This window comes from Micromonospora sp. CA-259024 (genome assembly GCF_050936255.1).
Lineage (GTDB): Bacteria > Actinomycetota > Actinomycetes > Mycobacteriales > Micromonosporaceae > Micromonospora.
In genome coordinates, this window is record NZ_JBNJND010000002.1 from 1,247,493 (window position 1) to 1,263,081 (window position 15,589).

General features: G+C 72.4%; 11 protein-coding genes. 5 read left to right on the top strand and 6 right to left on the bottom strand.

Going from position 1 to position 15,589, the window contains the following annotated elements:
* Positions 1 to 23: 23 nt before the first annotated feature.
* Positions 24 to 1,841 carry a glycerol-3-phosphate dehydrogenase/oxidase gene (locus ACQEUX_RS25225; RefSeq protein ID WP_433057121.1) on the bottom strand — a complete coding sequence of 606 codons (1,818 nt, stop codon included), beginning with the start codon at positions 1,839 to 1,841 and terminating at the stop codon, positions 24 to 26.
* Positions 1,842 to 1,920: 79 nt separating this feature from the next.
* Between ACQEUX_RS25225 and ACQEUX_RS25230 the strand changes: the two genes are divergently transcribed.
* The 3 genes from ACQEUX_RS25230 (at position 1,921) to ACQEUX_RS25240 (ending at position 5,837) form a co-directional block, all read left to right on the top strand.
* On the top strand, positions 1,921 to 4,455 hold the full coding sequence (locus ACQEUX_RS25230) for a S8 family serine peptidase (protein WP_433053084.1): 2,535 nt from the start codon (positions 1,921 to 1,923) through the stop codon (positions 4,453 to 4,455).
* Between the two features lie 110 nt (positions 4,456 to 4,565).
* Positions 4,566 to 5,501, top strand: coding sequence for a GNAT family N-acetyltransferase (locus ACQEUX_RS25235; protein WP_433053087.1), 936 nt, complete (start codon positions 4,566 to 4,568; stop codon positions 5,499 to 5,501).
* Between the two features lie 87 nt (positions 5,502 to 5,588).
* Positions 5,589 to 5,837, top strand: a complete 249-nt coding sequence (locus ACQEUX_RS25240) for a hypothetical protein (protein WP_433053090.1) — start codon at positions 5,589 to 5,591, stop codon at positions 5,835 to 5,837.
* 56 nt (positions 5,838 to 5,893) lie between these two features.
* Here ACQEUX_RS25240 and groL read toward each other — a convergent pair whose 3' ends face one another.
* The 3 genes from groL to ACQEUX_RS25255 all read right to left on the bottom strand — a co-directional run bounded on the left by groL (position 5,894) and on the right by ACQEUX_RS25255 (position 9,340).
* Positions 5,894 to 7,516 carry a chaperonin GroEL gene (gene groL / locus ACQEUX_RS25245; protein ID WP_145778699.1) on the bottom strand — a complete coding sequence of 541 codons (1,623 nt, stop codon included), beginning with the start codon at positions 7,514 to 7,516 and terminating at the stop codon, positions 5,894 to 5,896.
* 273 nt (positions 7,517 to 7,789) lie between these two features.
* Positions 7,790 to 9,040: a hypothetical protein gene (locus tag ACQEUX_RS25250; protein ID WP_433053093.1), complete on the bottom strand. Its 1,251-nt coding sequence runs from the start codon at positions 9,038 to 9,040 to the stop codon at positions 7,790 to 7,792.
* 96 nt (positions 9,041 to 9,136) lie between these two features.
* Positions 9,137 to 9,340, bottom strand: a complete 204-nt coding sequence (locus tag ACQEUX_RS25255; protein ID WP_013288855.1) for a cold-shock protein — start codon at positions 9,338 to 9,340, stop codon at positions 9,137 to 9,139.
* 370 nt (positions 9,341 to 9,710) lie between these two features.
* On the opposite strand from ACQEUX_RS25255, the gene ACQEUX_RS25260 reads away from it, so the two are divergent.
* Complete coding sequence (locus tag ACQEUX_RS25260; RefSeq protein ID WP_433053097.1) at positions 9,711 to 10,241, top strand: N-acetyltransferase family protein; 531 nt, start codon at positions 9,711 to 9,713, stop codon at positions 10,239 to 10,241.
* 74 nt (positions 10,242 to 10,315) lie between these two features.
* On the opposite strand, the gene paaN is transcribed toward ACQEUX_RS25260, so the two are convergent.
* Positions 10,316 to 11,989, bottom strand: coding sequence for a phenylacetic acid degradation protein PaaN (gene paaN / locus ACQEUX_RS25265; protein ID WP_433053100.1), 1,674 nt, complete (start codon positions 11,987 to 11,989; stop codon positions 10,316 to 10,318).
* Between the two features lie 134 nt (positions 11,990 to 12,123).
* Between paaN and ACQEUX_RS25270 the strand changes: the two genes are divergently transcribed.
* Positions 12,124 to 14,313 carry a hypothetical protein gene (locus ACQEUX_RS25270; RefSeq protein WP_433053103.1) on the top strand — a complete coding sequence of 730 codons (2,190 nt, stop codon included), beginning with the start codon at positions 12,124 to 12,126 and terminating at the stop codon, positions 14,311 to 14,313.
* A 9-nt stretch (positions 14,314 to 14,322) separates the two neighbouring features.
* Here ACQEUX_RS25270 and ACQEUX_RS25275 read toward each other — a convergent pair whose 3' ends face one another.
* Positions 14,323 to 15,342 carry a GNAT family N-acetyltransferase gene (locus ACQEUX_RS25275; protein ID WP_433053106.1) on the bottom strand — a complete coding sequence of 340 codons (1,020 nt, stop codon included), beginning with the start codon at positions 15,340 to 15,342 and terminating at the stop codon, positions 14,323 to 14,325.
* Between the last annotated feature and the right edge of the window lie 247 nt (positions 15,343 to 15,589).

Here is a 15,589-nt window from a genome sequence, read left to right on the forward strand (position 1 = left end):
CCCATCAGTAACGTCTCATTTCGTCACCTAGCGGACGGCCGCAACGTCGCGGAATCGTCGTCGCCACCACGATCGGCCGCGTAACCCCGGACATCGGGGGCACCGAGTCGGGCAGCGTCCGCCGTGGCGTCGTCCGGCATCAGCTGCGACTGTCGCTCCGCCTCCACCCGGGCGCGGTAGTGCTGGACCTCCCGGGCCCGGGTGGCCGCATCCCAACCGAGCACGACGCCCATCAGCTCGGCGGCGTGCTCCGCCGACTCCAGCCCTCGGTGGCTGGTCTCGAAGGAGATCCTGGTCCGCCGGGTCAGCACGTCCTCCAGGTGCAACGCACCCTCGGCCCGAGCCGCGTAGGCGACCTCCGCCGCCAGATACTCCGGAGCACCGGCCAGCGGGGAGGCGAGCAACGGATCGGCATTGATCAACGCCAACAGGTCCAGGGTGAGGGTGCCGTACCGCTCCAGCAGGTGTTCCACCACGCCCACCGGTACGCCGTGCCGACGGGCCAGGTCCGCGCGGTCCCGCCACATGGCCGGGTACCCGTCGGCGCCGAGCAGCGGCAGGTCGGCGGTACGCGACGGGCGCGCGCCACCCAGCCGACGCACGGCCCGGTCGACCACGTCGGAGGCCATCACGCGGTACGTCGTGTACTTGCCCCCGGCGACCAGCAGGAGCCCGAGCATCGGCTCGAAGACCGCGTGCTCGCGCGACAGCTTCGAGGTGGAGTCAGCCTCACCGGACAGCAGTGGCCGCAGCCCGGCGTACACCCCCTCGATGTCGGCGGTGGTCAACGGCCGGTCCAGCACGGTGTTGACCTGCTGCAGGAGGTAGTCGATGTCGCGGGCCGAGGCGGCCGGGTGGGACCGGTCGAGCCGCCAGTCGGTGTCCGTCGTGCCGATGATCCAGTGCCCGCCCCACGGGATGACGAAGAGCACCGAACTCGCCGTACGCAGAATGAGCCCCGCCTCGCCGGTGATCGCCGAGCGCGGCACCACCAGGTGCACCCCCTTGGAGGCGCGCACCCGGACGCCGGGCCGCAGGCCCACGTCGTTGAGCATCCGGGACATGTCGTCGCTCCACACACCGGTGGCGGCGATGACGGTACGGGCCCGCACCTCGAACTCGGCGTCCGGTGAGCCGGCCGGCGCCTCCAGGTCCCGGACGCGGACCCCGGTCACCTCGCGCGCCTGCCGGATCAGCCCGACGGCGCGGGCACTGCTCACCACCGTGGCACCGAGGCTGGCCGCGGTGCGGGCCAGGGTGACCACCAGCCGGGCGTCGTCGACCTGCCCGTCGTAGTAGCGGATCGCCCCGGCCAGCGCCTCCGCCCGCAGGCTCGGGAAGACCCGCCGTGCCCCCTCCCGGGTCAGGTGCCGGTGCAGGGGCATCCCCCGGCCACCGCCGAAGACGCCCGCGAAGGCGTCGTAGGTGGCCACGCCGACGCCATAGTACGAGCGGCGGAAGGTCCGGGCCGGCAGGTCCCGCAGGCCCCGCCCGGCCGGCAGCGGCACCAGGAACGGCACCGGGCGCACCAGGTGCGGCGCCAGCCGGGTGGCCAGCAGGCCGCGCTCGGTGAGCGCCTCGTGGACCAGGTGGAACTCCAGCTGCTCCAGGTAACGCAGGCCGCCGTGGATGAGTTTGCTGGACCGGCTGGAGGTCCCGGAGGCGAGGTCGCGCGCCTCGACCAGGGCCACCTTCAGGCCGCGGGACGCCGCGTCCAGGGCGGCGCCGGCACCGGTCACCCCACCACCGATGACCAACACGTCGAAGCGCTCGGCGCGCAGTCGGCGCAGGTCGGACGCACGGCGGACCGGCGAGAGCTGACCGGCGACGGATCGGGAGATATTGGGGTCACGCACCCATCCACCGTAACCGTCGCGCCAGCGTGTCGACATTCGCCGCCCGACCCGTACTGTGCGAGTCATGCAGGTCGGGCCCCCGTCACCCGTTGGTCGAACGCCGCCCCACCCGCTGCCGCCGGGCCGGGCAAGCCGGTGGCCGGTGGTCGCGGCCGTGCTGGCCGGCGGCTGGACGGTTGCGGTCACCGTGGCCACCCAGACCGGTGGCTGGGTCACCGATCAGGTGCTGCTGGGCTTCGGGCGGGACCGGATCGACTGGCTCTGGCCGGTGCTGGGCCTCGCCACCGTCGTGCTGGTGGGCACACCCGCCCTGCTGCTCGCCGTACTGCCCCGCTCGACCACGGTCCGGGCCACCGGGCGGGTCTGGCTGGTCGGCGTACTCGCACTGGGGGCGCTCACGCTGCTGCGGGTCGTACCGCCGGTGCACCACGAGGTGTACATCGCCGCGCTGGCCGGCGCGGCGGCGCTCGGCACGCTCATCCTGCGCTGGTCGGCGCGCCGGTCGGCGTACCTCGAACCGGCCGACCCGGTCGTCGGCGCGGCGCCCACCGGGAACGGCGACGCCGCGCGGCCCGAGGCCGCCGGAAGCCCGGAGCCGGCCGGACGCGGGCAGGGCTTGCGCCGGCCCGGCCCGGTGTCACTGCTCGCGGTCGCCGCCGGCTTGGCGCTGCTCCTGCCGTGGGCCTGGCTGGGGGCGCTCGGCGGGCTCCTGGAGACCGCGCTCGCACTCCTGGCGGCCGCCGCGCTCGGGGTGCTGGCCGCGACTCTGCTGGACGCGACCTTCTGGTCCCGGTTCGCGGTCGGCCGGCCACCCCGGCCGGCTCGACTGGTGCTGGTCGGAGGTCTGGTCGCCGGGGTGGCGCTACTGCTGCTCGCGGCCGGCACCGGCCAGTCCGGCGCGCAGTTGCCCGCGCTGCTGACCCTGCCACCGGCGGGTTTCGCGCTGGCCACCCTCTGGGCCGCGACCTGGCGGGCCACCGCCGACCCGGCGGGCGCCGCACGCGCCGGCCGAGCGGCGACGGGCTGGCTCGTGGGCCTGGCCGCACTCGGCCCGCTGGCCTTCACCGACCCGGAAGAGATCACCCTGTTGCTGGTGGGCACCCGGGACGTGCCGTTCTGGGTGGCGGTCGCCGCCGGCGCCGGGCTCGTCGTCGCCGTCCTGGTCGCCATCGGGTACGCGGTGCTGCTCGCCCGGCCGGCGGCAGGGCCCCCGAGCCGTCGGGTCGCCACGGCGGCGGCCGTGGTGCTGCTGGTGGCGTTCGGCGTGGTCGACCTCGGTCCCGGCCAGCCCGGCCTGTACGGCGAGCGGCTGCTCGTGGTGCTGCGCGCGCAGGCCGACCTGACGGGTCTGCCAGCCGGCGCACCGGGTCGGGCCGGCCGGGACGCCCGCGCGACGGAGGTCTACCGGCGGCTGGTGACGACGGCCGAGCGGAGCCAGGCCGACCTGCTCCGGGGGTTGACCCGGCTGCGACTCGAACCGGTGTCGTACTACCTGGTGAACGCCGTCGAGGTGGACGGCGGCCCGGCGGTGCGGGCCTGGCTCGCCCGCCGACCGGAGGTGGCCCGGGTGCTGGTGAGCCAACGCCTGCGGCCACTGCCGGCCCCGGCCGGGCAGAACCGGGGCACCGCGCCCGCGCCCACCGGCCCGGAGTGGAACATCCGCCAGATCGGCGCCGACCGGGTGTGGTCCCAGCTCGGGGTGACCGGCACGGGCATCGTGGTGGGCAGCTCGGATTCGGGGGTGGACGGCACACATCCGGCGCTGCGAGCCGGGTTCCGTGGCGGGGACGACTCCTGGTACGACCCGTGGGACGGCACCCGGAGCCCAACCGACCAGGGCGGGCACGGCACCCACACGGTGGGCAGCGCGGTCGGGCGGGGCGGCATCGGGGTGGCACCTGACGCGCGGTGGGTGGGCTGCGTCAACCTGGACCGCAACCTGGGCAGCCCCGGGCACTACCTGGACTGCCTCCAGTTCATGCTGGCGCCCTTCCCGACCGGCGGTGACCCGTTCACCGACGGCCGTCCGGAGCGTGCCCCGCAGGTGCTGACCAACTCGTGGGGCTGCCCGCCGATCGAGGGCTGCGACCGGGGCGTACTGCGACCGGCCACCGCGGCACTGGACGCCGCCGGGATCTTCGTGGTCGCCGCCGCCGGCAACACGGGCCCGTGGTGCGCGTCGATCGACGACCCGCCCGCGCCGTACGCGGACGTTTTGACCGTTGGCGCGGTGGACGCGCAGCGCCGGGTCGCCGAGTTCTCCTCGCGCGGGCCGGTCCCGGGCGGCACGGGTAAGCCGGACGTGCTGGCGCCGGGCGTGGGTGTGATCTCGGCGATGCCGGGCGGCACGTACGCCACACTGGACGGCACCTCGATGGCGGCCCCGCAGGTGGCCGGGGTGGTCGCGCTGATGTGGTCGGCGAACCCGGCGCTGGTCGGCGACGTGACCCGGACCCGGCAGATCCTGCGGGACACCGCCACGGCGGCGACACCGACCTACCGCTCCCGCAACCCGACCGACGCCTGCGGTGCCCCGTCGAACATCACCGGCGCCGGCCAGGTCGACGCCTACGCCGCCGTCCAGGCCGCCCAGCGGTAAGGGCCAGGCCGCCCAGCGATGAGCAAGGGCACCTCCTACCGGAAAGGTTCCTTCCTATACACGATGGGCGGGAGCGCGGGCCGACCCGCGGTGATCTAAGGTCGGCCACCATGGACGCCGAGATCACCGTCACCGACCTGACCCCCGACCTGGTCCCCACCGTGGTACGGCTCTGCGAGCAGGCTCTCGACCTACCCGAGGACGCCGCCGAGGCGGCTCCCATCGTGGACGTGCTCTGGCCCCGGGCCGCCGCCGACCGACCGGTGGTCGCGCTGGGCGCGTACCAGGGTGGGGATCTGGTCGGGGTACTCCTCTGCTCGGTGTCGTCGACCGAGCCGGGCATCGGGCACGTGGACCTGGTCGCGGTGCTCCCGGATCGGCGCCGCCGGGGTGTCGGCCGAGCGCTGCTCCAGCGTGCCGAGCGGGTGCTCGCCGAGCGCGGGGTGACCGAGGTGCTGCTGGCCGGGAACCCGCCGTACTACGCATGGCCGGGCATCGACGTTCGCTACACGCCAGCGGTCTGCGCCGCCCTCGCCCTGGGCTACCAGCAGGACCGGACGGCCTGGAACATGACCGCCGACCTGTCGTACGACGGGTCGGCGGCGCTGCGGTCCACCGAGGCGGCGGAGCGGCGGCTGGCCGATCAGGGCGTCACCGTACGCCGGGCGGAGCCAGCGGATCTGCCGGCTCTGACCGCGTTCGCCCGGTCCACCTTCGGTGGCGCATGGGACGGCGAGTTGGCCGGGTCGGTGGGTCGTGCCGGCGCCGGTTGTCACCTCGCGGAACGAGGTGGCGAGGTGCTCGGCTTCGCCGCGTACGGGTCGTCCCGGCCGAGCTGGTTCGGGCCGATGGGCACCGCGCCGACCGCCGAGGGGTCGGGCATCGGTGGGGTGCTGCTGCGGCGCTGCCTGCGGGACCAGCGGGCGGCGGGGCTGGACCGGGCGCAGATCGGCTGGGTGGGGCCGGTGCCGTTCTACTCGGGCAGCGCGGGTGCCCGGATCGAGCGGGTCTTCTTTCTGTACCGGCGGGCTGTCGGCGCAGAATAAAGGGGCGAATGGGATATAGACCCAGATAGCGCCATTCGCCCGCATCGCCCATCGACGCCCCCTACCGTTTTGGTAGAGGAGGCAGCCATGACCACGGATGACGACCAGACCGAGGACGGCCCGCCGATCACCTGGAAACCGGTCGGGGAACTTCCTGGCCAACTCCCGTTCGACCGGCTCGACTACGGCGACGCCGAGCAACTGGCCGAGATGACCACCGATGGCGAGCCGGCGATGGTCGAAGAACCGCAGGAGATGGTGGACGCGCCGATCCAACTGCTTCCGCCGTACGACCGGGCGCAGAAGCGGCGCAACCAGCGCCCACTACCGACCTGACGACGAACGGGGCGGACCGCGTCAGCGGCCCGCCCCGTTCTGTGTCGGATCTGGACTCAGAAGTCCATGTCCCCGCCACCCGGGCCAGCCGGGGCAGCCGGGGTCTTCTCCGGCTTGTCCGCGACAACGGCCTCGGTGGTGAGGAACAGCGCCGCGATGGAAGCGGCGTTCTGCAGCGCCGAGCGCGTCACCTTGGCCGGGTCGATGATGCCCGCGGCCAGCAGGTCGACGTACTCGCCGTTGGCGGCGTTGAGGCCGTGACCCGATTCGAGGTTACGGACCTTCTCCACCACGACGCCGCCCTCGAGGCCGGCGTTGACGGCGATCTGCCGCAGCGGGGCGTCCAGCGCGACCTTGACGATGTTCGCGCCGGTCGCCTCGTCGCCAACCAGGTCGAGCTTGTCGAAGGCGGTCTTGCCGGCCTGCACCAGCGCGACACCACCACCCGGGACGATGCCCTCCTCGACGGCGGCCTTCGCGTTGCGAACGGCGTCCTCGATGCGGTGCTTGCGCTCCTTGAGCTCGACCTCGGTGGCCGCGCCGACCTTGATGACCGCAACGCCGCCGGCCAGCTTGGCCAGCCGCTCCTGCAGCTTCTCCCGGTCGTAGTCGGAGTCGCTCTTGTCGATCTCGGCCCGGATCTGGTTGACCCGGCCCTGGATCTGCTCGGCGTCACCGGCACCGTCGACGATGGTGGTCTCGTCCTTGGTCACCACGACCTTGCGGGCGCGGCCCAGCATGTCGAGGCTGGCGGCGTCGAGCTTGAGGCCGACCTCCTCGCTGATGACCTGGCCACCGGCGAGGATGGCGATGTCGGTCAGCATGGCCTTGCGGCGGTCACCGAAGCCCGGCGCCTTGACGGCGACCGACTTGAAGGTGCCCCGAACCTTGTTGACCACCAGGGTGGCCAGGGCCTCGCCCTCCAGGTCCTCGGCGATGATCAGCAGCGGCTTGCCCGACTGCATGACCTTCTCCAGGATCGGGAGCAGGTCCTTCACCGACGAGATCTTGCTGTTGGCGATCAGGATGTACGGGTCGTCGAAGACGGCCTCCATACGCTCCGGGTCGGTCATGAAGTAGGCCGAGATGTAGCCCTTGTCGAAGCGCATACCCTCGGTGAGCTCCAGCTCCAGCCCGAAGGTGTTGCTCTCCTCGACGGTGATGACGCCTTCCTTGCCGACCTTGTCCATCGCCTCGGCGATGATCTCGCCGACGGTGCTGTCGCCAGCGGAGATGGAGGCGGTGGAGGCGATCTGCTCCTTGGTCTCGACGTCCTTGGCGAGCTTGGACAGCTCCTCCGAGACGCTCGCGACCGCAGCCTCGATGCCCCGCTTCAGGGCCATCGGGTTGGCGCCAGCGGCCACGTTGCGCAGGCCCTCGCGAACCAGGGCCTGGGCCAGGACGGTCGCCGTCGTCGTGCCGTCACCGGCAACGTCGTCGGTCTTCTTCGCGACCTCCTTGACCAGCTCAGCGCCGATCTTCTCGTACGGGTCCTCGAGCTCGATCTCCTTGGCGATGCTCACACCATCGTTGGTGATGGTGGGGGCACCCCACTTCTTCTCGAGCACCACGTTGCGGCCCTTCGGGCCGAGGGTCACCTTTACGGCGTCGGCGAGCTGGTTCATGCCCCGCTCGAGGCCGCGGCGCGCCTCTTCGTCGAACGCGATCATCTTGGCCATACGGCGTTGTCCTCCTGGACACTCACGGGCCACCCGAGATGTGTGCCCCCGGATGGGCCGCCTGGTGTACGCACCTTGGGACGTCGCCACCTGGCGACGACGACGTCCTTCGGCCGGGCCGGATAGCCCGCGACGACCGGCCATGTGCTGCCCCGGCGTCTCCATGCCGGCGCAACCTGGCCCCACCGTCCCGACCATTGGCACTCACGGTATGCGAGTGCCAATGACTTGTTTAGCACTCTCCCCTGCCGAGTGCAAGCACGATGACGCCGCTCAGCCGAGTTCCGCAGCCAGCCCGGCAGTGTTCACCGGTGCCTCATGGGCCCGCTGCTCGGCGTACGTCACCAGCAGACCGATCATCTGCGCGAGGTGGGCCGGCAGGGCCAGCGCCGCCGTGACCCCGATCACCGCCACCGCACCGACCGCCGCACCCGGCGACGCGAGGGGATCCACACCGAACGCGGAGGTGCCCACCCCTTCCAGGAAACCGGGGATCAGGGTGCCGACGATCACCGCCAGGGCCACCAGGGCCACCCGACCGAGCAGCAGGCCGAGCCGGTCGTGGAACATCCGGAACGATCGACCGATCGGGTTCCGGCGTTCGAAGAGATAGACCGGGCCGGCCATGCTCAGCGCGAACGCCAGGTAGATGCCCGGCAGCACGCAGAAGCAGACGCCGATGCCGACGAGCACGCTGATCAGCAGGGTCCAGCCCCAGAGCCCGAGCGCCCGACGGAGGCCGTAGCGCAGCGCGGATTCGAGGCCGGCCGGCTGGCCGGCCGCCTGCTGGGTGATCACCCAGCTGCCGGCGGCCCACCCGACGGCCTGCACCAGCCCGACCAACAGGCTGCCGCCGACCAGCACGACGAGGAGGCTCCCCAACTCGGCGGCGAAATTGTCCGGCAGCACGGCGTTCGGATTCGCCTCGGCCTGGGCGGCCCAGTTCGCCGACGGGTCCACCCCGAGGGAGATCACCGAGAGCACCGCCGCGGGCAACACCTGGCTGAGCAGCATGATGGGCAGCAACTGCCGCCAGCCCCGGCGCAGTGCTCCCCCGCACCGGTTGAACCACCCCCCGAGACCGGCACCGGGCGGTGTGACCAGGGGGTCGTTCGGGTCGAGCCCGTAACCCGGCGGGTACCAGCCAACCGGCGGCCCCGGATACCACGGCTGCCCGCCGTAGGGGCCGGCGCCGGGTGGGTAGCCGCCCCCGTAGGGGCCGACGCCGGGTGGGTAGCCGCCCCCGTAGGGGCCGACGCCGGGTGGGTAGCCGCCGGTCGGTGGGAACACCCAACCCTGGGGCGGCGGACCGGGCGTACCCCAGGCAGCCTGCGCGGGATCCCAGCCGGGCGGCGGGCCGGCGGGACCCGTTTGACCCCAACCCTGCGTCGGGTCGGGCGGCGACTCAGAGGCGGGCTGGGCGCCCGGCGTCGCGCCGGAACCGCCGGCGGGCGAGGCCGGGTCGAACGGGCCCGACTCCCCCGGCCCGGGGGGTGGGGTGGGCGGGGGTGGCTGGTCGGTCATGAACGCTCCTCAGCATCGGCTGGAACGGTTCACGATCCTCCCGGCTGCGCGCCCGCGCCGCAGCCCCGACGCGCGGGGCCGATCGGGGAAGGGATCTCAGGCGATGACGCGTACGCGCTCCGCCTGCGGGCCCTTCTGGCCCTGGGCGATCTCGAACTCCACCCGCTGGCCGTCGTCCAGCGCCTTGTAGCCATCCATCTCGATCGCGGAGAAGTGAACGAACACGTCCTGACCGCCGTCGACGGCGATGAAGCCGTAGCCCTTCTCGGCGTTGAACCACTTCACGGTGCCCTGTGCCACGGTTCACTTCCCTCACTTTGCGCGGCGTTGCCTGAACCGGCGCACGGCACGGCCGGGCGCCCTCGGACCACCGCCCCAGCGATCGATGACGGCCGCTGAAACAGGTGACCGAAATCGCACGCTACACGAGGAGTGACGGCCGTGCACGGCCACAAATCGGGCATATTTCAAGGCGCCTCGACCCCACCGACAGGCCGGGTCTCCGACCTGCCGGATTCACGATTATGGATGGCGGCGGGCGAGCGCACGAGACCTCCCCACCAGGCGCACAGACCCCGGAGCAGAACGTCGAGATCCGCGCTGCCGGCGACGGTGCGCGGGCGCGGGCTCGGCCGGGAACAACGTCCGCCCCTGTGGTAGGCATGCGGACATGACCACCAACACGGGCTCGCCCGCCCTGCGGCAGGCGCAGATCCGCCGGGTTCGGCCGGAGGACGCCGCTCGGATGCGGGCGCTGCGCCTGGAGATGCTCGCCGACGCGCCGCTGGCCTTCCTGGAGACGATCGCCGACGCGGCGGCCCGATCCCACGCCGAGTACGCCGCGCGGGTGGCGTACACCTCGCGCGGCGCGGACACCGCGCAGTTCGTGGCGGATCCCGGCGGCCGGTTCGTCGGGCACGCTGGTGGCACGGTCGCGCCGCGCGAGGTCGGGCTGACCGTCATCTATGCGGTCTACGTCACGCCGGCGTGGCGGGGCAGCGGCCTGCTCGGTGAGCTGATCGACGAGGTGGCCGCCTGGTCCCGGGCCTGTGGCCGGCCGGAGCTGCTGCTGGAGGTGGTGGTCGGCAACGACCGCGCCTACCGCGCCTACCAACGGCTGGGCTTCGAGGACACCGGCGTACGGGTCCCCCACCCCACCATCCCAGCCCTGACCGAGCTACAGATGCGCCGCCCAGCCTGAGACCAGCCTGGCGATCAAGAGGTTTGCGTCAAGGAGAGCGCCGCCGCTGACGCAAACCTCTTGATCACCGCACGTCAGACGTGACGCCGGGACTGGACGATGCGGAAGCGGTTGGCTACGTACGCGCCATCCGTCAGCGCTGCGTTGGCCGCCGCGTTGGCCCCGCTTCCGTGGAAGTCGGAGAAGGCCGCCGACTGGTTGACGAAAACCCCACCGGTCAGGTTGCAGGACAGGTGCACCCCGACCTCGACCGCCACCGCCTCGGTCGCGTCCAGCACCGACTCGTCGGTCGAGTAGACCCCGGCGGTAAGCGCGCCCTTCTCCCCGACCGTCCGGCGCAGCAGCTCCAGGCTGTGCGCGGTGGAGTCGGTCGCGATGGCGAACGAGATCGGCCCGAACCACTCCCGGCCGTACGTCTCGGCGTCGTCCGCGGCCAGCTTCACGATCGTCGGGGTACGCACCACCGCGTCGGCGTACGACGGGTGGGTCACGGATCGCGACTCCAGCACCGGTTCACCGACCTTGGTCACCTCGGCCAGCCGCTCCAGCACCCCGTCGTTGACGATGGCGCCGGTCAGCTCCACGCCCCGGGCCGGGTCAGCGGTGAGCTTGCCGACGGCGGCGGCGATCCCGCCGGCCACCTCGTCGAAGCTCTTGTGCCCCTGGTCGGTCTCGATGCCCCCGGCGGGGATGAGGATGTTCTGCGAGGTGGTGCACATCTGCCCGCTGTAGAGGGTCAGCGTGAAACCGAGGTTGCGGCACATGCCGGCGAAGTCGTCGGTGGAGTCGATGACGACGGTGTTCAGGCCGGCCTTCTCGGTGTAGACCGAGGCCTGCCGGGCGTGCGTCTCCAGCCAGTCGCCGTACTCGGTGGAGCCGGTGAAGTCGACGATCCTGATGGAGCGGTGCAGGGCCAGGTCGCTGGCGAGCTTCTCGCCGGGCGCCTCGGCCGCCAGCATGATCAGGTTCGGGTCGAAGCCGGCCTCGGCGAGAACCTCCCGGGCGTACCTCACGGTGATGGCCAGCGGCAGCACCGCGCGCGGGTGCGGTTTGACGATCACCGGGTTGCCGGTGACCAGCGAGGCGAACAGCCCGGGGTACGAATTCCAGGTCGGGAAGGTGTTGCAGCCGATGACCAGCGCCACCCCACGCGGCACCACGTGGAACGTCTTGGTCATCCGCAGCGGGTCGCCCTTGCCGGCGGCCTTCTCCCAGCCCGCCGTGCCCGGGTGCCGGGTCATCTCGGCGTACGCGTACGCCAGCGCCTCCAGTGCCCGGTCCAGCGCGTGCGCGCCGCCGGCCTGGAAGGCCATCACGAACGCCTGCCCGCTGGTGAACTGCACCGCGTTGGCCAGTTCGAAGATGTGCTTGTGCAGCCGGTCGAGGATCTCCAGGCAGACCCCCACCCGCGCCTGCGTGCCGGCGTCGCGCCACGCCGGCAGCGCGGCGGAGGCGGCGCCGACCAGCTCGTCGGTGCCGGCGTGCGGGTAACGCACCGCCAGCTGGACCCCGAAGGGGCTCGCCTCGGTGGCGACCCGAACGCCGGTGCCCGGCTGGTCGAGCGGGAAGTCGCCACCGAGGTACGCCTCGAAGGCGGCCTTACCGTCGGCGGCGGCGGTCTCGCCGTACACGCGGGGGCTGGGGGACTCGGGATAGGCGGACCAGTAGCCCCGCTCCGTGATCGCGGTCAGCGCACGGTTGAGGGTGTCGGCGTGCCTGTCGTACAGGGGATGCGGGGTCTCCGTCATGCCCGCCATCATGCCGCAGCCGGGCGACCGAGCAGAAGCGCCGATGCCCGACAGCACGGCAGGCCACGCGACGGTCGGGATTGGTCCGGGCGGCAGCGGGTATCCGCCGCGCTCCGGCCAGGAAAGGGCGACGGGTGGGGATCACCGAGATCCGGGTGCACGGGGTGGCCGACAAGGGTCCGGAGATGATCCTCGACCGACCCATCGTGGTGCGGGTCGCCGGAAACGACGACGCGGGCTTCTACCGACCCCGGCCCGGCTTCGGCGACCCCGCTGACCCGGGCGGGGCGACGCTGGAGGCGTACCGCTGGAGCCGACTGACCGGCGGCACCGCGACGCGGACCTTCTCGCTGGTTCTGCTGCTGCCGTTCATGCTCAGCAACATCGCGATCTGGACGCTGCCGGTCCCCGGCCGCAGCGGTGCCGCCGCGCGGTCGGTGTGCCGTCTGCTGGCCGCGACCATGACCGCCATGTACGTGCTCTCCAGCATCGGGGTGTCCCTCGACCTGATCGCCTGGCAGTGCGCGGCCTACCCGAGGTGCATGGAGGGGCGTCGAGAGATCTCCTGGCTGGCCGGCGTGCCGCCGGGCCAGCGCCTCGCGCTGCTGGCCGTGCTGCCGATCATCGCGATCGCCGTTGCCGGGCGACTCGGCGCACGGACGTGGCAACTCCCCGAGGACAGCGTCCGGGCGCCCGGGGTGGGCGCGGATCGGATCGACACACCCGCCTTCTGGGACACCCGCACCCTGCTGCACCGACTGCGCTCGGTCCACGTCGCGGTGGCGCTGGGCACGCTCAACGTCACGCTGTTGCTGGCCCTGGCTCCGCACGACGCCGCCCTGCCCGGTTGGCTGCTGCTGGCCGCGGACGTGGTGCTGCTCGCCGGCGCGGTGGTGCTGCTCTGCCGGCCGGCGATAGAGCGGCGCGGCGAGCAGGGCCGTATCGGCGCGTCGACAATCCGGTGGGCGGCGGTCGCGCTCACCGCACTGACCCTGGGGTACGCAGGGACGCCCCGGCCGCCGTGGTCGGCTGAGGGGACGCTGCCGGGGTACGACGTGCTGGTCGCCGGTCTCTTCGCCGGGCAGATGGCGCTGCTCGCGGTGTTGAGCCTGGTGGTCCTGGTGCAGCGCCGCCGCCTGCCCCGGCCGCGCTTGCTGCTCACCGGGGTGGGGGCGCCCGTGTTGATATCGGTCGCGATCGGGTTGGGTGTCGCGTACTCCTCGGGGCTCACCTACGGCCTCGCCGAGTACCTGGACCGTGGCTCCAGCCCGACGCCGGCCCGGCCGCTGCCGCCCGACGCGCCGCCGCTGGCGCCGCCGATCGCCTACCGGTGGGTCACGTTGGGCTTCTCGCTGGCGGTCCTCGTGGTGATCGTGGTGGCGCTGCTCGCACCCCGGATTGGCCGGGCCCGCCACCGGCGGGAGGCCGAGAAGCTGGTTCGGCGGGAATACCCGGAAGCGTCCCGGGTGCCACCGGAACGGGCCCGGGCGGTCCGGGACGCGATCATCCGGGCCTGGCAGACGGAACGACTCGGGCCGCTGCTGTCTGCCGCGTACGCGGTGCTCGCGGCGCTCACCCTGACCGCGGCCGGGCTGTCGGTGATCGGCCTCGGACCGGGGGCGCTCGCCCTGTCGCTCGGTGGCGAGTCGCTGGCCCGTCCGGTGGTCTTCGTGACCGACCTCGGAGCCCTGCTGATCGGCCTGTTCGCCCTGGTCCTCGCCGCAATGGGACTGGTCGCCTACCGGTCCGGCGCGATCCGGCTGGTCGGGGTGCTCTGGGACCTGGCCACCTTCTGGCCGCGCGCCGCGCACCCGTTCGCCCCGCCCTGCTACGTCGAGCGGGCGGTCCCCGAGCTGACCCGCCGGATCAGCCAGCTCACCGCCGACGGGGAGGGCGTGGTGCTGTCCGGGCAGAGCCACGGCAGCGTGCTGGTCGCGGTGACGGTGCTTCAACTCCCGGATGACTGCCGGCGGCGGGTCGCGCTGCTCACCTACGCGTCCCCACTGGGGAACCGGTACTGCCGGGTCTTCCCGGCGTACGTCAACAACGAGGTGTTGCGGGAACTGGGCGACCGGTTGTCCTGGCGGTGGATCAACCTCTGGCGGTACACGGACGCGGTGGGTGGGCCGGTGTTCGCTGCGACGCCGGCCACGGACGGTCCGGCAGCCCAGGTCGACCGCCGGGTACGGGATCCCAGAGGACTGCTCATCCCGCCGACCGACACCGTGCCGCCCGCGGTGCAGGGACACCGGTTCACCCCCGACGAGGACTTCCACGCCGCGGTCGGTGAGCTGGCCGGACGATTGGACCAGCCGAACGGGTGACCGCCCGGATCAGAGGGTGAGCTGCCAGTTGTTCCAGGCGTCCACCGGGCGGAAGCCGAGCTGCTCGTTGATCGCCACCATGTAGCTGTTGCTGGCGGCGTTGAAGGTGTCGATGACGCGTACCGCCGGCTCGTGGGTGAGCAGGTGGTGCAGGTTCTCCGCCTTGGCGATGAGACCGAGCCGGTGCCCACGGTGGGCCGGATCGACGATGGTGATCTGCTGGAAGGCGTGCCAGTCGGTGGAGGCGCTCACGTCCAGCAGGGTCCAGGCGACCAGCCGCCCGGACGCCTCATGGCGCATCCCGAGGTGGTAGCGCCGCCGGCCCCGGGCGTCCAATGACCGTTCGTTGCCACGGATGCGCTCAGCGTCCACCTGCTCCGGCTCCCACTGGACGTCTCCCATGGGCGCGTCCATGAGCAGCCGGCCGTCCAGGTAGGCGATGTCCGCGACGTACTCCTGCGGGGTCGCCCCCTGCCAACAGACCGACTGATAGCCCTCGGCTCGTGGGCGGGCCTCGGCCAGCGCCGCCCTCAGCGCGACCCGGTCGATCTCACTGATGTCGAGCCGGCGACGCACCTCGGCCAACGCGGCCTGGGCGCCGGTCGAGGCGGCGAACGCGTCGCCCGCCACCGGTCGGGCCGGCCCGTCGGGCAGCGCGGAGACGGTCATCGCGACCACCCGCTTGCGCCGGTGCTCGCGGAGCAGGCGCACCCCGTACTCGTGCAGTGCCCGGCCGACGCCCCGCCGCCGTAGCTCGGGACGCACCACCAGCTCGACGGTGGCGTTGTCGGTGTTGTCGAGCTGCGGCAGGTCCAGTTGGAGGTAGCCGGCCGGCACACCATCCAGCCGGGCCAGCGCCCAGAGCGACTCGTTGCCGGGCATCGGTGTGTGGAACAGCGCGTCGAAGCGGCGCCGGCAGAACGGCGGGAAGTCCGGCAGATCGACGTCGTTGGCCGCCGCCCCGATTCGGTACGCCTCGTCGACCGAAGCCTGGTCGGCGCCGTCGAACGACGCGATCGTGATGCTCATGCCGCTGAGCGTGCACCCTGGAAAAGCGATCGGGCCAGCGAATTATTCGCTGGCCCGATCGGACGTGGTCGGGAGGGACACTCGCACAACGCCTCCGGCGTTGGGTCGCAAGAACTTCAAAAGTCTTCGGCGAAATGCCCTCCCGCACGGAGCATCTTGCGCCGTCCGGTTCCTGCCGTCAAGTCCGTAGCGGCGGGTTTTCCACACTCACTGCGAAAAGCCAGTTACCCGGCGGATCCACCCGATC